The sequence below is a fragment of the Nocardia farcinica genome, from assembly GCF_001182745.1.
In the GTDB taxonomy this organism is placed as follows: Bacteria; Actinomycetota; Actinomycetes; order Mycobacteriales; family Mycobacteriaceae; genus Nocardia; species Nocardia farcinica.
Genome location: NZ_LN868938.1, coordinates 1695709 through 1716051, shown reverse-complemented (window position 1 = coordinate 1716051; position 20343 = coordinate 1695709). Strand labels below are relative to the sequence as shown.

Annotated in this window: 21 protein-coding genes; 7 read left to right on the top strand and 14 right to left on the bottom strand. The window is 71.7% G+C overall.

Annotated elements, in window-relative coordinates:
• The 6 genes from AMO33_RS08305 to AMO33_RS08280 are packed head-to-tail and all read right to left on the bottom strand — an operon-like array spanning position 1 to position 5267.
• Positions 1 to 618, bottom strand: a complete 618-nt coding sequence (locus tag AMO33_RS08305) for a D-sedoheptulose-7-phosphate isomerase (protein ID WP_170916115.1) — start codon at positions 616 to 618, stop codon at positions 1 to 3.
• Positions 615 to 1193, bottom strand: coding sequence for an HAD family hydrolase (locus AMO33_RS08300; protein ID WP_060591778.1), 579 nt, complete (start codon positions 1191 to 1193; stop codon positions 615 to 617). Before AMO33_RS08300 ends, AMO33_RS08305 begins: the two co-directional genes overlap by 4 nt.
• A 10-nt stretch (positions 1194 to 1203) precedes the next feature.
• Positions 1204 to 2322 (bottom strand): glycosyltransferase family 9 protein, encoded by a 1119-nt coding sequence (locus AMO33_RS08295; RefSeq protein WP_060591777.1) that lies wholly within the window; start codon positions 2320 to 2322, stop codon positions 1204 to 1206.
• On the bottom strand, positions 2319 to 3269 hold the full coding sequence (locus AMO33_RS08290; protein ID WP_060593378.1) for a glycosyltransferase: 951 nt from the start codon (positions 3267 to 3269) through the stop codon (positions 2319 to 2321). The genes AMO33_RS08295 and AMO33_RS08290 overlap by 4 nt, the downstream gene beginning before the upstream one ends.
• 47 nt (positions 3270 to 3316) lie before the next feature.
• A complete protein-coding gene (locus tag AMO33_RS08285; RefSeq protein ID WP_060591775.1) occupies positions 3317 to 4021 on the bottom strand; it encodes an SDR family oxidoreductase in 705 nt (234 codons plus the stop codon).
• A gap of 28 nt (positions 4022 to 4049) precedes the next feature.
• The gene (locus AMO33_RS08280) at positions 4050 to 5267 is read right to left on the bottom strand and encodes a glycosyltransferase (RefSeq protein ID WP_060593377.1); all 1218 of its coding nucleotides are present in this window, start codon (positions 5265 to 5267) and stop codon (positions 4050 to 4052) included.
• 248 nt (positions 5268 to 5515) lie between these two features.
• On the opposite strand from AMO33_RS08280, the gene AMO33_RS08275 reads away from it, so the two are divergent.
• Entirely contained in the window at positions 5516 to 6607 is a 1092-nt protein-coding gene (locus tag AMO33_RS08275; protein WP_060591774.1) for a glycosyltransferase family 9 protein, read from the top strand.
• Positions 6608 to 6624: 17 nt separating this feature from the next.
• Here the strand turns inward: AMO33_RS08275 and AMO33_RS08270 are convergent, their stop codons facing one another.
• On the bottom strand, positions 6625 to 7341 hold the full coding sequence (locus AMO33_RS08270) for a GNAT family N-acetyltransferase (RefSeq protein WP_240327448.1): 717 nt from the start codon (positions 7339 to 7341) through the stop codon (positions 6625 to 6627).
• A gap of 179 nt (positions 7342 to 7520) precedes the next feature.
• On the opposite strand from AMO33_RS08270, the gene AMO33_RS08265 reads away from it, so the two are divergent.
• Entirely contained in the window at positions 7521 to 8810 is a 1290-nt protein-coding gene (locus AMO33_RS08265; protein WP_060591769.1) for an MFS transporter, read from the top strand.
• A gap of 107 nt (positions 8811 to 8917) precedes the next feature.
• On the top strand, positions 8918 to 10306 hold the full coding sequence (locus tag AMO33_RS08260; protein ID WP_060591762.1) for a lipase family protein: 1389 nt from the start codon (positions 8918 to 8920) through the stop codon (positions 10304 to 10306).
• Between the two features lie 6 nt (positions 10307 to 10312).
• On the opposite strand, the gene AMO33_RS08255 is transcribed toward AMO33_RS08260, so the two are convergent.
• Positions 10313 to 10915 carry a TetR/AcrR family transcriptional regulator gene (locus tag AMO33_RS08255; protein ID WP_060591760.1) on the bottom strand — a complete coding sequence of 201 codons (603 nt, stop codon included), beginning with the start codon at positions 10913 to 10915 and terminating at the stop codon, positions 10313 to 10315.
• 109 nt (positions 10916 to 11024) lie between these two features.
• On the opposite strand from AMO33_RS08255, the gene AMO33_RS08250 reads away from it, so the two are divergent.
• The gene (locus tag AMO33_RS08250) at positions 11025 to 11840 is read left to right on the top strand and encodes an SDR family oxidoreductase (RefSeq protein ID WP_011208936.1); all 816 of its coding nucleotides are present in this window, start codon (positions 11025 to 11027) and stop codon (positions 11838 to 11840) included.
• A gap of 16 nt (positions 11841 to 11856) precedes the next feature.
• Here the strand turns inward: AMO33_RS08250 and AMO33_RS08245 are convergent, their stop codons facing one another.
• The 3 genes from AMO33_RS08245 to AMO33_RS08235 are packed head-to-tail and all read right to left on the bottom strand — an operon-like array spanning position 11857 to position 15334.
• The gene (locus AMO33_RS08245) at positions 11857 to 13488 is read right to left on the bottom strand and encodes an AMP-binding protein (RefSeq protein WP_060591758.1); all 1632 of its coding nucleotides are present in this window, start codon (positions 13486 to 13488) and stop codon (positions 11857 to 11859) included.
• The gene (locus tag AMO33_RS08240; protein WP_060591757.1) at positions 13485 to 13952 is read right to left on the bottom strand and encodes a MaoC family dehydratase; all 468 of its coding nucleotides are present in this window, start codon (positions 13950 to 13952) and stop codon (positions 13485 to 13487) included. Before AMO33_RS08240 ends, AMO33_RS08245 begins: the two co-directional genes overlap by 4 nt.
• Before the next feature lie 32 nt (positions 13953 to 13984).
• Positions 13985 to 15334 carry an MFS transporter gene (locus AMO33_RS08235; protein WP_011208939.1) on the bottom strand — a complete coding sequence of 450 codons (1350 nt, stop codon included), beginning with the start codon at positions 15332 to 15334 and terminating at the stop codon, positions 13985 to 13987.
• A gap of 219 nt (positions 15335 to 15553) precedes the next feature.
• Between AMO33_RS08235 and AMO33_RS08230 the strand changes: the two genes are divergently transcribed.
• The 3 genes from AMO33_RS08230 to AMO33_RS08220 all read left to right on the top strand — a co-directional run bounded on the left by AMO33_RS08230 (position 15554) and on the right by AMO33_RS08220 (position 17615).
• Complete coding sequence (locus tag AMO33_RS08230) at positions 15554 to 16222, top strand: TetR/AcrR family transcriptional regulator (RefSeq protein WP_060591755.1); 669 nt, start codon at positions 15554 to 15556, stop codon at positions 16220 to 16222.
• Between the two features lie 107 nt (positions 16223 to 16329).
• Complete coding sequence (locus AMO33_RS08225; protein ID WP_060591753.1) at positions 16330 to 17220, top strand: manganese catalase family protein; 891 nt, start codon at positions 16330 to 16332, stop codon at positions 17218 to 17220.
• 119 nt (positions 17221 to 17339) lie between these two features.
• Entirely contained in the window at positions 17340 to 17615 is a 276-nt protein-coding gene (locus tag AMO33_RS08220) for a GlsB/YeaQ/YmgE family stress response membrane protein (RefSeq protein WP_011208941.1), read from the top strand.
• Between the two features lie 94 nt (positions 17616 to 17709).
• On the opposite strand, the gene AMO33_RS32050 is transcribed toward AMO33_RS08220, so the two are convergent.
• The 3 genes from AMO33_RS32050 to rfaE2 are packed head-to-tail and all read right to left on the bottom strand — an operon-like array spanning position 17710 to position 20255.
• Positions 17710 to 17847, bottom strand: coding sequence for a hypothetical protein (locus tag AMO33_RS32050; RefSeq protein WP_167547507.1), 138 nt, complete (start codon positions 17845 to 17847; stop codon positions 17710 to 17712).
• Positions 17848 to 17871: 24 nt separating this feature from the next.
• Positions 17872 to 18723 (bottom strand): glycosyltransferase family A protein, encoded by an 852-nt coding sequence (locus AMO33_RS08215; RefSeq protein WP_050768272.1) that lies wholly within the window; start codon positions 18721 to 18723, stop codon positions 17872 to 17874.
• Positions 18724 to 18734: 11 nt separating this feature from the next.
• Positions 18735 to 20255, bottom strand: a complete 1521-nt coding sequence (gene rfaE2, locus AMO33_RS08210; RefSeq protein ID WP_060591751.1) for a D-glycero-beta-D-manno-heptose 1-phosphate adenylyltransferase — start codon at positions 20253 to 20255, stop codon at positions 18735 to 18737.
• Between the last annotated feature and the right edge of the window lie 88 nt (positions 20256 to 20343).

The following is a 20343-nucleotide window of genomic DNA, read 5'->3' as shown; positions in this document are numbered from 1 at the left end:
TCAGCGCACCTCCAGCGCGGCCTCGAGCGCGGTGCACAGCGCGTGCACCAGCACCAGGTGCATCTCCTGGACGGTGGCGACGGTGTCGGCTTCGATGGCGACGGCGTCGTCGCACAGGGCGGCAAGGGGATTCGGCGGGGGACCGGTCATCGCCCGTGTCGCCATGCCGATGTCGTGCGCGGCCTTGGCGGCGGCGACCACGTTGGGACTCGAGCCGCTGGTGGACAACACCACCAGCACGTCGCCGGGACGGCCGTGCGCGCGCAGCTGGCGGGCGAACATCTCGTCGATGCCGTAGTCGTTGACGATCGCGGTGGTGCTCGACGTGTCGCAATGCAACGCGATCGCCGACAACGGCTGCCGTTCGCCGCGGAACCGGCCGGTCAGCTCGGCGGACAGGTGCTGGGCCTCGGCCGCGCTGCCGCCGTTGCCGCAGGTGAACAGCCGCCCGCCGCGCTGATAGACGCGGGCCAGTTCCTCGCCCCAGGTCCAGATGTGCGCGACGGCGGGAGACAGATTGCGCCGCAGCGCGTTCGAGAGCGCGTCGAAGTGGCGCTCGAGCTCGGCCCCGGTACCGGGGACGAGATGACGGGTGGATTGCACCTTCGAGCTGGTCACGACAGTACGTCCTTTCTCGACGTGCCCGACAGGGCAAGCGTCACCGCGTCGGCCAGATCCGGCGCGACCAGTGCCACCTCCCGGGCGTAGGCGATCTCCTCGGGGCGGGTCTTGGCGGTGGGAACCAATACGGCGCGCGCGCCCGCCGCGACGGCGGCGGCCACGTCCGAGCCGATGTCGCCGATCAGCACACAGTCGGCGGGCACCGTGCCCAGCGCGGCGGCGGCGTCGATCACCAGCCCCGGTTCGGGCTTGCGGCACCGGCATCCGTCGTCGCGTCCGTGCGTGCACACCTGCCAGGTGTCGAACGGTCCGAGCAGTTCCTCGACCCTGGCATTGACCGCCGCCAGCTGCGCGGGACTGATCAGCCCGGCGGCGACGCCGGACTGGTTGCTGACCACCCCGACCCGGATTCCGGCCGCCCGCAGGCGGTTCAGTTGCTCGGCCGCGCCGGGCACCGGACGCACCCCGGCGGGGTCGGCGAGATAGGGGACGTCGACGATGAGGGTGTCGTCGCGGTCGAAGAGCACCGCGCACGGCGCCGCCGCGGCCACCGTGTCGTCGATCGTGTCCACCCGGACCTCCTCACGCCTGCCCCTGGTCGGCCGCGCCGACCACGTCTGCCTCGCTGATTCCCCGCCGCGCGCGGTCGAAACGGCGCGGCCGCAGCCGGGTCGGCGCGTCGCGCCCGTCCAGCAGCGTCACCACCGCGGCCACCACCTCCTGCGCGGTGATCCCGTCCAGGCACGGATGCCCGGGAACCGGACATTCCCGCGCCCTGCTGCCCGCGCACGCCGCCCGCTGATCGCCGAGCAGCACGGTGGGCACCCCGTAGGGCGCCCAGCGGATCGCGGGCACCACCGGGGCGAACAGCGACACGATCGGCGTGCCGACCGCCGCGGCCAGGTGCGCGGGCCCGGTGTTCGGGGCGACGACCACCGCCGCGTCCCGCAGGATCGCCGCCAGCCCCGCGAGATCGGTGGCGCCGCCCAGATCGGGAGCGAGTCCGGCCGCGACGGCGGCGGTGAGTTCCCGTTCGTCGGGCCCGCCGGTGACCAGCACCCGATGCCCGGCGGCGGTCAGTGCGGCCACATAGGACCGGCAGCGTTCGGCCGAGGGGCGCCGCGCGGGCACCGCGGCCCCGGGATGCACCACGACGTAACCCGGTGCGCCGGTGAGATGTCCGACGTCGGGGAGGTCGGCCCGCACTCGCAACCCGCCGCCGTCGCCCCGGTAGCCCGCGGCTTCGGCGAGCGAGAGCGCCCGCTCCGGTTCCGGTACGTCGTCGTCGACGCGGTGGCGCACGTCGAGCAGCGAACCCGGATAGTCGGGGCTGATCGCCGAGATCCGCGGCACCCCGGCCATGCGCAGCAGCAGCGCCAGCGGCAGCGGCGACTGATGGAAGGAGGTGAAGATCACCGCCTCGTCGATCCGGCGCGCGCGCAGGTCGGTGACGAACGCGTCGATGCCCGCCGCGGTGACCGGCGGGGAGTCGAAATCGACCCAGCCCGCGTGATATTCGACGATCTCGTCGATGCCGGGCAGCAGTCGCGCCGCGGCCACCCCGCGCGGACCGGCCAGGAAGGTCACCCGGCCCGCCCCGGCGGCGACGGCCCGCACGGCCGGACCCATGAGCAGCACGTCCCCGGCGCTGTCGAGCCGCGCGGCCAGGACGTGCGGGGCGGGCGGCGGTGGCGAGGTCATGACGGCCGCCCCGCCGGATGCTCGGCGATCGTGCGCGCCAGCAGGGCATCCCAGCGCTCGACGAAGGCGTCGATGCCGAAATGCGCGTGCGCCCACTGCCGGCCGGCCTTGCCCGCGACCTCGGCGAGCATCGGCTCGGCGAGATAGCCGCGCACCGCGTCGGCGAGCACGGCCGGGTCGGTCGACACGGTGCCCGCCTCCGGTGGGATCGACGCGCCCGCCTCGGTGCTGCCGACGGCGACCACCGGCATCCCGAGATACATCGCCTCGAGCAGCGACAGGCCGAGCGAGGTCCAGCGCGGCAGGTGCAGGAACACCCGTCGACGCCCGAGTTCGGCGTGCAGGCGGTCCTGGGTGTGGTCGCCCGCGCCGTGCACCCGGTCGTCGCCGACCTCCAGTGCCTCGTGCAGATCGTCGGTGCCCATGCCGAACACGTCGATCGGCGCCGCCGCCGAGAGCGGCACCAGCAGATCGGTGCCGGTGACCCGTCCCCGCCGCACCGGCTCGTTGATGATCGTTGCGGCCCTGGCCATTTCGCCGGTATAGCGGTAGCCGGGGTCGAGCACGCCGTGCGGCACCACCGTGGCGGGGTTGCGCCCGTTGTCCCACATCAGCCGGTTGAAATCGGTGACGTGCACGATCGGGATCTCCGGCCGGTCGGCCAGCGGATGCCGGGTCAGCGCGGCGTGCTGGTTCGGGGTGTTGTGCTCGACGTAGAGCGCGGGCACATCGATGCCCGGCCGCCTGCCGGTCCACTCGAGCGTGAGGTCGAGCTCGCGTGGTCGCTGCACCACCACCACGTCGATCTCGGCGTCGGCCAGCGCGGCGGGCGCGATCTCCTGCGCGGACTCCGGCCACGGCCGCCCGCAGCGGCCGCGCGCCCACTCGCCCTGGTGCCCGTCGGCGGGGATCAGATACCGATGCCCGCCCTGCACGAACGAGGTCATCCACGACCCGTGCACGTGCCAGGCCAGGATGGTCAACCGTCGCCCCGTCACGGCCACGATCCCTCGGTGGAGTGACACACCACCAGCTCGCGCACCTCGCAGCCCGGCGGGCGGGTCAGCGCGAAGAGCACGGTCTGGGCGACATCCTCGGGCTGGTTCAGGGTGACATCCGGCGGCGGCGCGTACTGCTCGGGGCGGCCGTCGAAGAAGGCGGTGTGCATGCCGCCCGGGACGAGCAGCGTGACACCCACCTCGCCGCGGGTCTCCGCGGCCAGCGCGCGGGTGAAACCGACGACGCCGAACTTCGAGGCGCAGTAGGCGGTCGCGTCACCGACCGCCTTGATGCCCAGGGTCGAGGCGACGGTCACCACCGTGCCGTGCGAGGCGCGCAGCGCGGGCAGCGCGGCCCGCACCACCGCCGCGGTGCCGAACAGGTTGACCCGCACGACCCGTTCCCAGTCGGCGGTCGACACCCCGTCCAGCGGACCGCAGACATCGGTGCCCGCCGCGGTGAAAACCCCGTCCAGGCGCCCGTCCACCCGGCTGAGCAGCCGCGCGACGGCTTCCTCGGCGTCCTGCGAGTCCGCGAGATCGGCGTACTCCCAGGCCAATTCGGGGTCCGGCTTGTCGCGGTCGATGACCAGCGGAGTGCCGCCCGCGGCGCGGACGGCGGCGGCGGTGGCGGCGCCGAGACCGGACGCGCCACCGGTGATCAGGATGTTCCCGAGCTCGCGTGCTCCTGGTCGGCTCACTGTGCTCCTTTCGGCCGGAGGTGGTGGCTCAGCCCGCCGACGCGGTGGTCGCGCCGGCGTTGGTGGCGGAGGTGATGCGCTGATAGGTGGTCAGGGTGCGTTCGGCGACGCGGTCCCACGAGTAGGTGCTGTGGGCGCGGCGGTAACCGGCGGTGCCGAAGGCCAGCCGCAGGTCGGGATCGGCCAGTAGCGGCCGCACGACCTCCGCGACCGCCCGCGACGTGACCGGCATGACCAGGCGACCGGTCACGCCGTCGTGGACGGTGTCGAGCATGCCGCCGACTGCGCTGGCCACCACGGGTTTCGCGCACGCCATCGCTTCCAGCGGCACGATGCCGAACGGCTCGTACCACGGCGTGCACACCACCACGTCGGCCGAGCGCAGCAGCGCAGGCATCGCCGCGCGCGGCACCTGCCCGGCCAGCCGGACCCGGTCGGCGACGCCGTAATCGGCGGCGAGTTCGCGCAACCGGTTCATCTCCGGGTCGGCCTCGGCATCGGAACCCGGTGCGCCGCCCGCGATCACCAGCTCGGTGTCGGGCAGGTCGGCGAGCGCGCCGATGGCGGTGTCGAATCCCTTGCGCCGCACCATCCGTCCGACCGTGACCAGCCGGTGCGGGTAGGTCTTCGGGTCGGTGGGCCCGTCCGGGGTGAACTGCTCGAGGTCCACCCCGCACGGCACCACCGTGGTCCGGTTGCGCGGCACCCCCATCTCGCCCAGTTCGGCGACCTCGTCGGAGCAGGTGGCGATCACATGGGTGGCGCGGTTGGCGATCTGGCGTTCCAGCCGCAGCCGGGTCGGCGGGCTGGTGTCGTCGGCGCCCTGGTAGCGGCGTTTGACGGTGCCGAGCGCGTGAAAGGTCAGCACCACCGGCACATCGAATTTGCGGGCCGCGAGTTCGGCGGCGACACCCGACATCCAGAAATGCGCGTGGACGACCTCCGGCCGCTCGATTGCCCAGCGTTCGCGCAGAAACCGGGCGAATTGGCTGAGAAACGGCAGGATGTCGTCCTTCGGGATGGGATGCGGCGGGCCCGCAGGCACATGGACGACGCGATATCCCGCACCGGTCAACACCTCCGGCTCCGCGCAGGAACCGTCGTGACGGGTATAGACGGTGACCTCGTGACCTCGGCGCGCCAGCGCCGCGGAGAGCTCGGCGACGTGGACGTTCTGGCCCCCCGCATCGGTGCCGCCCAAAGGGGCCAGCGGGCTGGCGTGCTCGGAAACCATCGCAATTCTCACCGCGTGCTCCGTTCGTCGAGGCGACACGGAGACCGATTCGCCGGTCATTTCGGGCGAATCGGTCCTGGTCGTCGTTGTGCCGGGTTGTCCCGCGACGCGCAACTGCCGCGGTGCCCGGCGACTACCCCGCACTTCTCCGGTGAAACAAACGGGGTTGATGGGCCTGGTGAGGACGCGCCCGGTTTGCCCGGAGAATGCCGGGGTAGAACGGCCAGGACGTGTGATCCACCTCGTGACAGGAGTTCGGCGTGACGACTCGTGAACAGGTGTCCCGGCGCTCGGTTCTCGGCCCGCTGGCCGAGCCGTTCCCCGACGTGCGCAGCATCGTCGTGCTGCGCGGCGGCGGCCTCGGCGATCTGCTCTTCGCCATGCCCGCGGTGCACGCGCTGGCCGCCACCTACCCGGATGCGCAGATCACCCTGCTGGGCGCGCCCGTGCACGCCGAACTGCTGGGGGAGCGGCCCGGTCCGGTGGCCGAGGTGATCCCGCTCCCGGCGGCCGAGCACGAAGCGGCGTTCAGCCGCGATTTCGCGCGCCGCCGCCCCGACCTCGGCGTGCAGCTGCACGGTGGCGGCGCGTGGTCGAATCCCTTTCTGACCGGGCTCGGGCCGCGCTGGACCGTCGGGCCACGGGCCGCCGACGCCGGTCCGCTCACCCGCACCCTGCCGTTCCGCTACTACCAGCACGAGATGCTGCGCTGGCTGGAAGTGGCCGGGCTGGCCGGGGCCGCGCCGGTGGTCCTGGAACCGGAACTCGAGGTGACCGGCGCCGACCTGCTCGCCTCCGAGGCGGTGCTGCAGGAGGCCGCCGGACCGGTCGTCGCCCTGCACCCGGGCGCCACCGACCCGCGCCGCCGCTGGCCGCCGGACCGGTTCGCCGACGTGGCGGCCTACTGCGTCGGGCGCGGTGCGGTGGTCCTGGTGCTCGGCGCGGAGTCGGAGCGCCCGCTCGTGGAGGAGGTCTGCCTGCTCGCCCGGCGCCGCGCCCCGCAGCCGGAGGCGGTGCGCTCGATGGTCGGCGCCTCGATGTCGGCGCTGTGCGGGGTGCTGGCGCGCAGCACCCTGTTCCTCGGCAACGACAGCGGTCCGCGCCACCTGGCCCGCGCGGTCGGCACACCGACGGTCGGCATCTACTGGATCGGCAATGTCGTCAACGCGGGTCCGCTGGTCCGCGCCCGGGACCGCGTGCTGGCCTCCTGGATGACGAACTGCCCGGTCTGTCACGCCGACCTGACCGACGAGACCCTGCCGCGCTGCCCGCACGACGACTCCGTGGTCACCACGGTGCGGACCGAGCAGGTCTGCGCCGAGGTGGACGACCTGCTCGCGGCACAGGGTTGAGCCGCGGGGCCGGGCCGTTATGGGACGCGGAAGCCGCGGAAGGTCAGGCGCCGCCGGGTACGGAAACCGAGCCGTTCGTAGTGGGCGATCGCGCCGGTGTTCGACTCGGCGACGTGCAGGAACGGCCGGTCCCCGCGCGCCTCGATCCGCGCGACGAGTGCCCGCACCAGCCCGGCGGCGTACCCGCGCCCGCGCGCCCGGGGTGCGGTGCAGACCGCGCTGATCTCGGTCCACCCCGGCGGTCGCAGGCGTTCCCCGGCCATCGCCACCAGCTCGCCGTCGACGCGCACACCGAGGTAGGTGCCGAGTTCGTGGGTGCGCGGGCGGAACGGGCCCGGTTGCGTGCGCGCGACGAGGTCGAGCATCTCGGGCACGTCGGCGGCGCCCAGCTCGACCATCCCGGCGGGGGGCGGACCGGTCTCCCGGCCACCGGCGTGAACCATCTGACGTCCGTCGAGCGTGAAGACCGGGTCCCAGCCGTCGGGCGGCAGGGCCGGGCAGCTGAACATGTCCGCGAGCTCGCCGCGGCCCAGCAGCCGCGCCAGCTCGTCCCATCGCCCCGGGTCGGGGTCGAGGCCGACGCTGGCGAAGGTCGCCACCTCCGCCCGGTAGGTGAGCGCACCTCCGCACCGCCGGGCCAGGTGCGCGTGCCGCCCGCGCAGGGATGCGCCCACCGGATCGTCGAGCGCGGTGTCCGGGTACACCGCTGTTCTGCGGCTCTGGTCGTTCAGCACGTCCCGAGTATGCGCCGGGCGTGCGCGGCGCCGGGCCGGCACTCCCCGGGGACCCGGCACGTCGGTGGCTGTGCCGTTCGCCCCGGGTCGTGAGCCGTCGGCACACCGCCTCCGAAGACGCCGATCACGTCGCGATAACTTCTTTCGAGAAAGCCATCTTCGTCCAGAGAGTCACCGGGATGTCGCTGCGTACTTCCGCGCCCGTCGGCGCGCCCCGCCGCCCACGGGTCCACCCGGCCTGGTGGGTGGCCGCCGTCGCGTTCCTCGCGCTGCTCGGCGCGGCGGGGTTCCGCGGCGCACCCGGCGCGCTGATGGTGCCGTTGCATCACGAATTCGGCTGGTCGATGAGCGTGATGTCGCTGGCGGTGAGCATCAACCTGGTGCTCTACGGGCTGGTCGCCCCGTTCGCCGCGGCGTTGATGGACCGGTTCGGCATCCGGCAGGTCGTCTCGGCGGCGCTGCTGCTGGTGGCGCTCGGCGCGGGCGGCAGCGTGTTCATGACCGCCTCCTGGCAGCTGCTGGTGTGCTGGGGGCTGCTGATCGGCACCGGCACCGGCGCGATGGCGCTGGTGTTCGCCGCGACCATCGCCAACCGCTGGTTCGTGCGCCGCCGCGGGCTGGTCATGGGCGTGCTCACCGCGGGCGCCGCCACCGGCCAGCTGGTCATCCTGCCGCCCGTCGCCGCGCTCGCCGATCGTGTCGGCTGGCGGCCGGCCTCGCTGGTGATCGGTGGCGCGGCGCTGGTCGTCGCCCCGCTCGTGTGGTGGGTGCTGCGCGATCACCCCGACGACCGTGGCGTCGCACCCTACGGCGCCGATCCGGGCACCCACGTCGCCGCGCCCCGCACCGGCGGCGGCGCGGTCCGGCGGGCGATCGACGGCTTGGTCTTCGCCGCCCGGCACCGCGCCTTCTGGGCACTGGCCCTCGCGTTCGCGATCTGCGGCGCGACCACCAACGGTCTGGTCGGCATCCACTTCATCCCGTCGGCCCACGACCACGGCATGCCCGCCACCACCGCCGCCGGGTTGCTCGCCGCCGTCGGGGTGTTCGACATCGCGGGCACCATCGCCTCCGGCTGGCTCACCGACAAGTTCGACCCGCGCGCACTCCTGGTGGGCTACTACGGCTTCCGCGGCCTCGGCCTGCTCGTGCTGCCGCTGTTGCTCGCCCAGCACGTGCACCCCAGCATGATCCTGTTCGTCGTCCTCTACGGCCTCGACTGGGTCGCCACCGTGCCGCCCACCGCGGCCCTGTGCCGCGACATCTTCGGCGACCGCGGCACCATCGTCTTCGGCTGGGTCTTCGCCTCGCACCAACTCGGCGCCGCCGCAGCCGCGTTCGGCGCGGGCGTGATCCGCGATCGCTTCGGCAGCTACACCTACGCCTGGCTGGCCGGCGCCGCCCTCTGCGTCCTCGCCGCGGGCGTGTCCGTCCTCGCCCGCCCACCCCGCTCCCGACCGGTGGTGTGAATTCCTCCGGCCCAGGAAAAACCGCGATTCCGCGAGGGAAGCAAAAGCCAGGCCGCGGAATTGGAACTTGTTATAGTTCCCTCGTCGCCGCTCGAAGGGAATCGCGTATGCCCGCACGTCTCGGTCGCCGCCGCCCCGCGTACCTGGTGCGCTCGACCGTGCTGGTCGCCGCGGCGATCGCCCTGGTGTGCACGGTGTTCCCGGTGTCGGCGGGGGCCGCGCCGAATCTCGCGGATCCCTTCTACGCCCCGCCGCCGGGGTACGAGGCGACGGCGCCGGGCACGATTCTGCGGACCCGCGCGATCGATGTCGGGTTCTTCCAGGCCGTCGCGATGCAGGTCGACGGGTGGCAGGTGCTGTACCGGACGACGCGGGCCGACGGCAGCCCGTACAGCGCGGTCACGACGGTGCTGAAACCCCGGCACGGGGGACCCCCGGCCGCGCTGCTGTCGTTCCAGAACATGACCGATGCCGTTGCGCCGCACTGCGTGCCGTCGCAGGCCCTGCAGCGGGGCGCGGTGCCGTGGCTCGATCCGGGCCGGCCGGGGCCGGTCACGCTCACCACGATGGCGGCGGAGACGCCGTTGGTGGCCGCGGCGCTCGCGCGCGGCTGGGTGGTGTCGGTGCCCGACTACGGCGGTGTGGACAACCACTTCCTCGCCGCGCGCGAACCCGGCTATGTCGTTCTCGACGGCATCCGCGCCACCGCCGCGTTCGGTCCGACGGGCCTGCCCGGCCCCGACACCCGCGCGCTGCTGTGGGGATACTCCGGCGGCGGCATCGCCACCGGATGGGCGGCGCAGGAGCAGCCGGGCTACGCACCGGAGCTGACCCTGGCCGGTGCGGCGCTGGGCGCACCGGTCGGCGACTTCCGCGCCGGGATCGCCACGGCGAACGGCAAACCCGTCGACGGCGCGCTGTTGCCCGTCGCGTTGATGGGCATGGCCGAGGGTTCGGCCGAGTTCGCCGCCGCGCTGAACCGGTATCTCACGCCCGCGGGGCAGGAGAAGGTGCGCGCCGCCGCGGCCCACTGCACACCGCAGAACCTGCTCGCCAATCTCGGCTTCGACGCGTCCGCGCACCTCACGGTGCCACTGGCCGAGGTCTTCGCCGATCCGGTGATCAGCGCCGCCGTCGACGCCGCCGAACTCGGGTCGGCGGCGCCCACCGCGCCGCTGTATGTCTACAACGCCGTCGGCGACGACATCAGCACCATCGACGGGGTGGGCGCGCTGGTCGACGCCTACTGCCGCGCGGGCACCGCCGTCACCTTCCGCCAGGAGCAACTGCCGATGCCGGTGTCGGCGCACACGGTCGAATGGGGGCTGGGCGCACCGGGTGCGCTCGCCTGGCTGGAACAGCGCGCGCACGACTCCGCGGTGCCGAGCGGGTGCGACATCCGGGCCGTCCCCGCCACGCTGCTGGCGCCCGAGGCGCTCGACGCGCTCGGGTCCGGGATCATCGCCGGGTCGATGCGCCAGCTGCTCGGGTTCTGACCCTCGTCAGCCGGCGTCCGGGCGCATGGCTTTGAGAAAGGCGTCCACCAGGGCGTCGGCGTAGTCCGGGGTGAGCGGGCCTGTGCGCAGCAGCCAGCGCTGATACAGCGGCGCGTAGAGCAGTTCCAGGGCCAGGTCGAGGTCGACGTCGGCGGCGAGCTGACCGGCGCGCTGGGCGCTGCGCAGCCGGGCCTTCTTGGCCTCGTCCACCGGGTCCGCCAATGTCTCGCGGTAGCGGGCGGCGAGGTCGGGGTCGTCGATGATCTCGCGGTTGAGCGCCCGGATCGGCTTCTCGAAGGCCGGATCGGCGAATTCGGCCACCGTGGCCCGCATGACCGTTCTGAGGTCGGCCGCCAGATCGCCGGTGTCGGGCAGCGCCATGCTCTGCTCGGGACCGCTGCGGCTCAACGCCAGCACGGCGTCCAGGACCACCGCGCCCTTCGAGGGCCACCAGCGGTAGATCGTCTGTTTGCCGACCCCGGCGCGTGCGGCGATGGCCTCGATGGAGAGTTTGGCGTATCCCGTCTCGGCGACGAGTTCGCGCGCCGCGGTGAGGATCGCCTGCCGGGACCGCTCGCTGCGGCGGGTGGGATCGGGCTGTTTGACCATGCCTGCATCGTACCCGTCGGGCGAGACGGCACGGTCCGTCTTGACTTCCAGCGAGACGAGACGTAACGTCTTGTCTCGTTACCGGAAGCGAGTAGAAGGAGGTGGGGCCATGAGCCGCATCTGGTTCATCACGGGCGCGTCGCGAGGCCTGGGCCGGGCGTTCACGGAAGCGGCGCTGCGGGCGGGTGATCGGGTGGTCGGCGCGGCGCGCGATGTCGCACCGCTCGCCGATCTCGCCGCGGAGTATCCCGACCGGCTGGTCCCGCTCGCGCTCGACGTCACCGACCGCGCGGCCGTCTTCGCGGCGGTCGAGCGGACCGTCGCACGCGTCGGACGGCTCGACATCGTGGTCAACAACGCCGGGGCCATGCTGCTGGGCATGGTGGAGGAGGCGACGGAGGAACAGATCAGGGCCCACTTCGACGTCAACCTGTTCGGGGCGCTCTGGGTGACCCAGGCGGTGCTGCCCCACCTGCGGAACCAGGGCGGCGGGCGGCTGCTGCAGATCACCACGATGGGCACCGGCGGCGGTTTCCCGATGGTCGGGCTGTACGCGGCCGGTAAGTCGGCGCTGGACTCGGTGAGCGAGGCCGTGGCGATGGAGGCCGAACAGTTCGGCGTGCAGGTCACCATCGTCCAGATGGGCGGCTACGACACCGGCCTGTTCACCCTGGGCACCACCGCCACCACCCCCGACCCGCGGTATCAGCGGCTGCGCGACGAACTCACCGAGATGTGGGGCGACGACGCCGGCCCCGCGCCGGAGACCGCCGCACCCGTCCTGCTGCGGCTGGTGGACCTGCCGAATCCGCCGCGGCGGCTGATCGTCGGGTCCGATTCCTTCGACCTGGTCCAGCAGAACCTGCGGGACCGGGCGGCCGGCTACCGCGAGTGGGAGCACCTCAGCCGTGCCGTCGCGGGCTGACCGCCGCCGCCCGCGCTCACCCGTCGGCCGCCAGGTGCCGTAGTTCGCGGCGGAGGATCTTCCCGGTGGTGGTCATCGGCAGTTCGTCGAGGAAGGTGATCCGGCGCGGATACTGGTAGAAGGCAAGCCGGGATTTGACGTGGTCCTGGAGTGCGCGGCGCAGGTCGTCGGTGCCGGTGACGCCGTCGGTGGGGACGACGAAGGCATGCACGGCTTCACCGCGCAGATCATCGGGGACGCCGATGACGGCCGCCATCGCCACGGCGGGGTGGGTGAGCAGGCATTCCTCGATCTCGCCCGGCCCGATGCGGTAACCGGCGGAGGAGATCACATCGTCGAGGCGGCCCTGATACCAGAGGTTGCCCGCGGTGTCGGCGCGCCCGAGGTCGCCGGTGTGGATCCAGCCGTCGTGGACCTTCTCGGCGGTCGTGCCGGGTTGGTTCCAATAGCCGAGGAACTGCCCCGGATTGCCCGCGGCCACACAGATTTCGCCGGTCTCGCCGGGTGGCGCCGGGGCGCCGGTGTCGTCGAGGACGGTCACGGTGAAACCGGGGAACGCGCGTCCCATCGAGCCGGGTTCGGCGCTCCACCGGGTGCGGGCGGTGCCGACGGTGAGGTTCATCTCGGTCTGGCCGTAGAACTCGTTGACGGGTGCGCCGAAGGTGTCGTGCACCCAGTGTTGCAGTGCCTGGCCGAGGGATTCGCCGCCGCTGGCCAGCGCCCGCAGGTGCGTGCCGGTGGCGGCGGCGCGGTCGACACCGGCGCTGCGCATCTGCTTGAGCGCCGTCGGCGGGAGGAACGCGGCGGTGATGCGATGGGCGCGCATGACCGCGAGGGCGCGGTCGGGGGTGAAGGCGCCGGGGGTGGCGACCACGGGGCAGCCCAGGGCCAGGGCGGGGAACAGGACGTCGAACAGCCCACCGATCCACGCCCAGTCCGCCGGTGTCCAGAACACGTCGCCGGGCTGCGGCGCGTTCTCGAAAGCGGTGCGCACGCCCGGCATGTGGGCGAGCAGGACGCGGTGCCCGTGCAGGGCGCCCTTGGGGCGTCCGGTGGTGCCCGAGGTGTAGATGATGATCGCCGGGGTGTCCGGGCCGGTCGCCGCGGTGTGGGTGTCTTCGGTAGCGGCCGTGAGTGTTTCGGCGAACGACCGCACCATCGCCTGCCCGGCCGGGACGTCGCCGACGACCAGGACCGCGGCGAGCGACGGGACGTCGGTGAGGCCGTCGCGGACGCGGGCGAAGCAGTCGGCGTCGACGACGAGCACGCGCGCGCCCGAATCGCGCAGCCGATGGGCGACCGCGTCGCCGCCGAACTTCACCGACAGCGGCACGGTGACCATCCCGGCCCGGAACGCACCCAGATGTGCGGTGAGCACCTCGAGGCCCTGCGGCACCATGACGCCGATCCGGTCGCCGGCGGCCAGGCCGAACTCGCGCAGGGCGGCGGCGAACCGGCGGCTGAGCGCGGCCACCTCACCGAAGCTGTGCCGGGTGCTGGTGTCGCCGGTGTCGACGATCAGGGCGGTGTCGTCCGGCCGCTGGACATCCAGGCAGGCGTGGGCGATGTTGAACTCGTCGGGCACGTGCCAGGTGAACGGTTCGGCGTCGAGGTCCTGCCACCACCGATGGCGCGGTGCGGCGTTCACCGGGCCACCTCCTGTCGCTCGATGGCGTGCGCGCGTCCGGCGACCAGCAGCGAGAACAGGCCGGTGAACACCGTCGTGCCGTCCTGGTTGATCAGCGAGCCACGGCAGGTGACCACGGCGGCTTCGCCGTCCGGGCGGGGCCGGATGCCGACCACCTCCGAGACGACGTGCACGCGGTCGCCCAGGCGGGTCGGGGCGAGGAAGCGCACCTCGTCGAGGCCGTAGAAGCACTGCAGATAGGCCGGATGCAATTCCACCAGGCCGAGCAGGGTGGCGATCATCAACGCGCCGTGGGCGATCCGTTCCCCGAACCGGGTCCGCCGCGCGTACTCCGGATCCAGGTGCAGCGGGTGCCGATCCCAGGTCAACTCGGCGAAATCGCGGACATATTCCTCGGTCACCGTGCGCCACGCGGTGGTCTCGGTGTCACCGACGCGAATATCCTCGAAGGGCTTGGAAATCAACGAACGTCCTTACGTCGTGGAACGAGCGGAAATCACTGCGCGACGGGGCGGTACACGCCGTCGTCGTCGATGAACATGTCCGTGCTGCCCCTGCGCAGATCCGATTCCCGGACGAAGTAGACACTCGCCAGCGAAATCGCCGACAGCACCGCGATATACAGCGCCACGGTGAACGACGTGCCGGTCTTGGCGACGAGCGTGGCCGCCACCATCGGCGCGATCGCGCCGCCGAGCAGCACCCCGATCTGGAAGCTGATCGAGGACGCGCTGTAGCGGACCCTGGCGTCGAACAATTCGGCGATGAAGGTGGCCTGCGGACCGTAGGAGATGCTGAGCATGAGTGCGCCGACCGCGAGCGCGCCGGTGGTCAGCGCGAAGTTGCCGGTATCGATCGCGGCGAAGGCGGCGAAGATCCACACGCCCATGCCGCCGATACCCACCATCAGGATCCGGCGACGGCCGTAGCGCTCGGAGATCTGGCCGAAGACGGGAATGAAGATCACCGCCACCGCCGCCGACACCATGACGGCGACCAGCATGAGATTGCCGGAGAGCAGATCGAATTGGTCGGCGTAGGTGAGGCTGTAGGTGTTGAGAATGTAGAAGTAGGCGCCGGTGCTGATCATCGACCCGGCGGCGAGCACGATCTGGCGGGGGTAGGTGCGGAAGGCATCCGCCAGCGGAACCTCGACCTCGGCGCCGGTCTGCTTCACCCGCGTGAACGACGGGGTCTCGGCGAGCGCGACGCGGATGTAGAGGCCGAGCGCCACCAGCACGATGCTGAGCAGGAACGGAATCCGCCATCCCCACACCAGGAACTGGTCGCCGGTCACCGCGCGCGTGCCGAACATGACGCCGGTGGCCAGCAGCAGTCCGGCGGGCACGCCGACCTGCGGCATGGAACCGTAGAAGCCGCGGCGGTTCTTCGGGGCGTACTCGACCGCGGTGAGCACCGCGCCGCCCCACTCGCCGCCGACCCCGAATCCCTGGATCAGCCGCAGCACCACCAGCAACACCGGCGCCCACATGCCGATCTGCTGGGAGGTGGGCAGCAGGCCGACCGCGAAGGTTGCGGCGCCCATCAGCAGCAGCGCCACCACCAGCATCTTCTTGCGGCCGATCCGGTCACCGAAATGTCCCATGACGATGCCGCCGAGCGGCCGGGCCACGAAACCCACCGCGAAGGTGGCGAACGACAGGATGGTGGCCAGCCAGGGCTCGACGCCGGAGAAGAACAAGGGCGCGAACACCACGGCGGCGGACGCGCCGTAGATCTGGAAGTCGTACCACTCGATGGTGGTGCCGACGAGCACCGATCCGGCCACGCGCCGAAGCGCGGGCCGATCGACGGTGGCCGGCGGTGCAGACAGTTCGACCTGCATGACAGTGCTCCTGCGGTAGCTGAGATCCCGGTCGACGAACCGGGCCTGGGCAGCAGGGTAGGCAGTGACTCAGGACACAGTCAAGACCTTGTCAATCAATCGATTGATAGCGAACAGAAGATAAGTGCAGGCCAAACACGGTTCCCAATCAATCGATTGGCTATCGGTCGGCCGGGTGGCCGGGTGCTAGCATGATCGGGAGACGACCGAAAGAGGGCCATGGACCTGCGGCGTGTGCAGCAAGCGGCGGTGACGCTCTTCGCCACCAAGGGGTTCGCCGCGACCGGAATCCGCGAACTCGGTGCCGAGGCGGGGATCAACTCGGCGACGCTGTACCACTACGTCGGCAGCAAGGAAGCGCTGCTGGCCATGATCATCCGGTCCTGCCTGGACGAACTCATGGAGGCGGGCACCCGCGCCCTGCGCCGCAGCGCCGATCCGGTGGCGCAACTGGCCGGCCTGGTCGCCGCACATGTCGGCATCACCGCGGTGAATCAACTGACCGCGCGGGTGGCCGAATACGAGATGCGCGCGCTCACCGATGCCAATCGCGGCGAGCTGCAACGGATGCGCGACGAATACGAAATGCTCTTCGGCCAGGTGCTCGAACGCGGCGCGCGGGTCGGCCTGTTCGACATCGACGACCCGGCGATGTGCCGGCTGGCCATTCTCGAGATGTGCACCGGGGTGGCCCACTGGTACCGGCCCGGCGGCCGTCTCGCGCTGGTGGACGTCCAGCGGTATTTCGTCCGGTCCGCCTGCCGATTGGTCGCGGTGGACCCCGGCGAACTCGACGGGGTGGATTACCTGCAGGACACCCGTCGCCTCGACAGCGAACCCGAGGCCCGCTCGGCCGACGTATGGGGTACCGGCGCCGCCGCCCGCTGAACGGGCCGGATTTCGATCGGATATCGCCGGGCAACCGCGGTGTTTCCGCCGGTACGCGCCGGGTAGGCGCGCGTCGTATCCACCCCGACGGCTCGGTGAGGAGAACGATGTTCATCCACAACAAAGACCTACAGTTCGAGGTGCGCGTGGACCGGCCGGATCCGCGGTTCGCGACACTGTTGCAGGAGCAGTTCGGCGGCGCGAACGGGGAATTGAAAGCCGCCATGCAGTATTTCAGCCAGGCGTTCGTGCTGCGGCGCAAACACCCGAAGATGTACGACCTGTTCATGGACATCGCGACCGAGGAGTTCAGTCACCTCGAGATCGTCGGATCCATGATCACCATGCTGCTCGACGGGCTCAACGACGATCTGAAGCAGGCCAACGAGCGCTGTGACTGGATGCCAACGGTGGCCGGTTCGGACGGACGGGACGAGGCGATCCACCAGGTCGCCGCCGATCCGCTGTTCTTCGCCCTGCGTGGTGGTGGCCCCGATGTGGGCAATTCGGCGGGCGTGCCGTGGTCGGGTTCCTATGTGAATTCCAACGGGGAACCGTCGGTCGATCTGCGCAGCAATCTCGCGGCCGAATCCCGGGCGAAGATCGTCTACGAATATCTCAAGCAGTTCACCGACGATCCCGGCGTGCAGGACACGCTGTCGTTCCTGATGACCCGGGAGGTGGCGCACTTCCAGCAGTTCACCGCCGCGCTGAACGAACTGCCGGTGAACTTCCCGCCCGGACAGCTGCCCGGCGACGACCGGTTCCAGAACCTGGCCTTCAACATGTCCAACGGGTCGGCCAGTGCGCGCGGGCCCTGGAACGAGGGCCGCGGACCGTGGCCGGAAGGCATGCAGTGGCGCTACATCGAGGACCCGGCGGGGCAGTGGCTGGGCAGCGACGAGCGGGCGAACCGCGGCCCCCAGGACAACCCGCAGGGTGAGCCGGCGGTGCACGGCAGCAAGCCGTTCACCCACGAACAGCACATGCCGCAATAGGCGGCGGAAAATCGGGGGATGACCCTCCGGTGCTCGGTTGGTTCGGGCGATGCGGGGTATCTCCTGCGCAGCGCACGTCGAACGGCGTGCGGTTGTACCAACGAGGATGGGAGAAGATCATGCTCGGTCTCGGAATCATCGGGTGGATCATCATCGGCGGTCTGGCGGGCTGGATCGCCAGCAAGATCATGAAGACCGACGCTCAGCAGGGCATCCTGCTCAACATCGTGGTCGGCGTCATCGGCGGTCTGCTCGGTGGTTTCCTGCTGAAGCTGCTGGGCGTCGACGTGGAGGGCGGCGGCCTGTGGTTCAGCTTCTTCACCTGCCTGGGCGGTGCGGTGATCCTGCTGTTCCTGGTCGGCCTCGTCACCGGCCGACGCGGCGCCATGCGCTGACCGGACGGCCCGGATCCACGAACGACGGTCACCGCGAACCTCCGGGATCGCGGTGACCGTGTCGTGTGCGGACGGAATCGGGTGCGGCCGGGGGTCAACCGGCCTCGTCGTCGTCCTCGCCCTCGGCCTGATCCGGTTGCGGGCGCACGCGTTCCGGTTGCAGCATCTCCGGGTCGGCGTCCGGGTCGCGGTCGGGGTCGTAGCCGGCGTGCTCGCCCGATGGCTGGGACATGGTTTCCCCTTTCGTGTCGGCTCGTCACGGGCGCGCCGAGCGCCCGCCGCGCACCGCCCGCTCCGGCCAGAAGTCCGGCGGCACGATCTCGTAGGCCTCGACCGGGCGCTCGCGCACCGTGGTCGGGGACTCCAGATGCACGGCGCCGCTGGGCAGGATCCCGGCGCCGCCGTAGCGGGCCAGCACCCGCAGCTGGGCGAGCACGTCCTCGCCGCTGTGCTGCGGGGGCAACTCGGTCCAGAAGTCGAACCCGCCGGTCTCCACCAGCGCCGCGCGGTCGTAGAGCACGCAGCCGCCCACCCAGGCGATCTTGTAGGGCACCCGGGCGCCCGGCTCGGTGGCCACCGCCTCGCCCAGGTGCGTGGGGTTGGCGGCGTTGTGCAGTCGCCAGCGCTCCCAGGCAGGTTCGCCGCGCACGATGTGCTCGGGTTCGGGCCGCCCGCGCCACCGTTCGAACGGCTCCAGTTCGTGCGGGCGGAAATCCGACAGGTAGGACAAACCCTGCACCGCGCAGCCGACCAGGCCGCACCCCCATTCGGTGATGGACGCGTGCATCCGGCGCACCGTGTCGGGTTCGAGCCACACGTCGTCGTCGAGGAACAGCACATACCGCGCCCGCGACTGCGCCAGCAGGTGGGCGCGATGCTCGGCCATGCCGCGCGGTGGGCAGTGGCTGCCGAACCGCACCGGGTGTCCGTGCCTGCGCAGCACCCGGGCCATCGTCCGGGCCGCGGGCGTGTCGTAGCTGGGCGCGTCGTCGGACTGGTCGCTGACGATCACGCCGAAATCCGGAAAATCCTGGGCGGCAAGGCCGGACAGGGTCGTGGCGAGCTCGGTCGGGCGATTGCGGGTCGGGACGAGAACATCGATCTCCATCACCGCCGGGGTCACCTGCCCGCCGTGACGCGCGACCGGATGCGTTCGATGACCGCGGAGGTGGAGTGGTCGGCGAGGTAGGTCAGCACCCGCACCTCGCCGCCGTACTCGCGCACCACCGGGGTCTCCGGCAGCATCTCCGGGCGATAGTCGCCGCCCTTGACGTAGAGATCCGGTTCGGTGGCGCGCAACAGTTCCACCGGAGTGTCCTCCTCGAAGACGGTCACATGGTCCACGCAGCTGAGCGCCGCCAGCACCGCGCAGCGGTCGTGGTCGGGATTCACCGGCCGATCCGGGCCCTTGAGCGCGCGCACGCTGCTGTCGGAGTTGACCGCGACGACCAGCACGTCGCCCAGTCGTTTGGCCTCGTTGAGGTAGGCGATGTGGCCCGCGTGCAGGACGTCGAAGCAGCCGTTGGTGAACACCACCCGCCTGCCTTCGGCGCGGTGGCGGCGGACCACCTCGACGAACGCGGCTCGGGACAGCACCGCGCCGCCCGCGCGGTCGAGCCGTTCGCGCAACTGGGTTTGCGTGCACACCGACGTACCGGGCCGGTGCACGACCACGTCGGCGGCGGCCTGGGCGAGTTCGACCGCCGCGGTGAGCGGCAGGCCGCCGAGCAGTGCCAGCGTCAGCGCCGCCACGAAGGTGTCGCCCCCGCCCGCGGACTGGCTGTCGGGCACCGGCTGCGCCCAGGTGCGGTGCGCGGGCCGGTCACCGGTCAGCAGCACGCTGCCGTCCCGGTCGAGGGTGACCACCGCGGCCCTGGTGCCGGTGGCGGCGAACAATTCCTCGCGGTGCTCGTCGAACAGCCGCACCCGGTCGTCGACGTCGCGGCCGGTGTCGGCGCGGGCAAGCCCGAGTACCGCGGCGGCCTCGTCGGCGTTGGGGGTGATCACGTCGGGGTGCAGGTCGCGCCACCGGTCGGGGTGGTGGGTGTCGAGCACCACCAGGGGCAGCGATGCCCGCCGGCGCGCCAGTACCGGGCACAACGCGTCACCGAGAGCGCCGTCGTAGTCACACACCACCAGCGCGTCGGCGTCGACCAGTGCCTCGTCGAGCAGTTCGGCCACCGCGTCCAGGTCGGTGGGGGTGGCCCGCCCGGTGTCGCCTTCGTCGTAGCGGAGGAGGATCTGGTCGTCGGCCAGGATGCGGATCTTGGCGGGTGTGGCACGGCCGGGCACCGCGTGCAGCCTGCTCGCGTCCACGCCGTCGCGTTCCAGGGCCGCCCGCAGCGCCGCGCCCTCGGCGTCCGCGCCGACCAGGCCGACCAGGCGGGTGCGCGCACCGAGCGCGGCCAGGTTGGCGGCGGTGTTGCCGGCACCGCCGGGGACCGCGGAGTCGCGGTGCACGTCCACCACCGGCACCGGGGCCTCACGGCACAGGCGTTCGCAGCGGCCCCACTTCCAGACGTCGAGCACGGCGTCGCCGAGCACGACCACGGTCGCCTCGCCGCCGGTGATCCGCTCGGCCGCCTCCGGCCCCAGACTGCTGTCGGTACCCGTCTCCTCCGTGCCGCCGTCGACCCGCATGCCAAGCCTCCCGTTCGCCTCGGACAGTCGCTGTCGCTGTTCCACGAACCGGTGTGGTTAAACCGGCGCCGGTTTGACATCCACCCCG

Coding starts and splice junctions, on each gene's coding strand:
- AMO33_RS08295 (WP_060591777.1), bottom strand. CDS start 2,322: ATGACCTCGCCACCGCCGCCCGCCCCGCACGTCCTGGCCGCGCGGCTC.
- AMO33_RS08290 (WP_060593378.1), bottom strand. CDS start 3,269: ATGACCTCGTTCGTGCAGGGCGGGCATCGGTATCTGATCCCCGCCGAC.
- AMO33_RS08265 (WP_060591769.1), top strand. CDS start 7,521: ATGTCGCTGCGTACTTCCGCGCCCGTCGGCGCGCCCCGCCGCCCACGG.
- AMO33_RS08260 (WP_060591762.1), top strand. CDS start 8,918: ATGCCCGCACGTCTCGGTCGCCGCCGCCCCGCGTACCTGGTGCGCTCG.
- AMO33_RS08255 (WP_060591760.1), bottom strand. CDS start 10,915: ATGGTCAAACAGCCCGATCCCACCCGCCGCAGCGAGCGGTCCCGGCAG.
- AMO33_RS08250 (WP_011208936.1), top strand. CDS start 11,025: ATGAGCCGCATCTGGTTCATCACGGGCGCGTCGCGAGGCCTGGGCCGG.
- AMO33_RS08235 (WP_011208939.1), bottom strand. CDS start 15,334: ATGCAGGTCGAACTGTCTGCACCGCCGGCCACCGTCGATCGGCCCGCG.
- AMO33_RS08230 (WP_060591755.1), top strand. CDS start 15,554: ATGGACCTGCGGCGTGTGCAGCAAGCGGCGGTGACGCTCTTCGCCACC.
- AMO33_RS08225 (WP_060591753.1), top strand. CDS start 16,330: ATGTTCATCCACAACAAAGACCTACAGTTCGAGGTGCGCGTGGACCGG.
- AMO33_RS08220 (WP_011208941.1), top strand. CDS start 17,340: ATGCTCGGTCTCGGAATCATCGGGTGGATCATCATCGGCGGTCTGGCG.
- AMO33_RS32050 (WP_167547507.1), bottom strand. CDS start 17,847: ATGTCCCAGCCATCGGGCGAGCACGCCGGCTACGACCCCGACCGCGAC.
- AMO33_RS08215 (WP_050768272.1), bottom strand. CDS start 18,723: ATGGAGATCGATGTTCTCGTCCCGACCCGCAATCGCCCGACCGAGCTC.
- rfaE2 (WP_060591751.1), bottom strand. CDS start 20,255: ATGCGGGTCGACGGCGGCACGGAGGAGACGGGTACCGACAGCAGTCTG.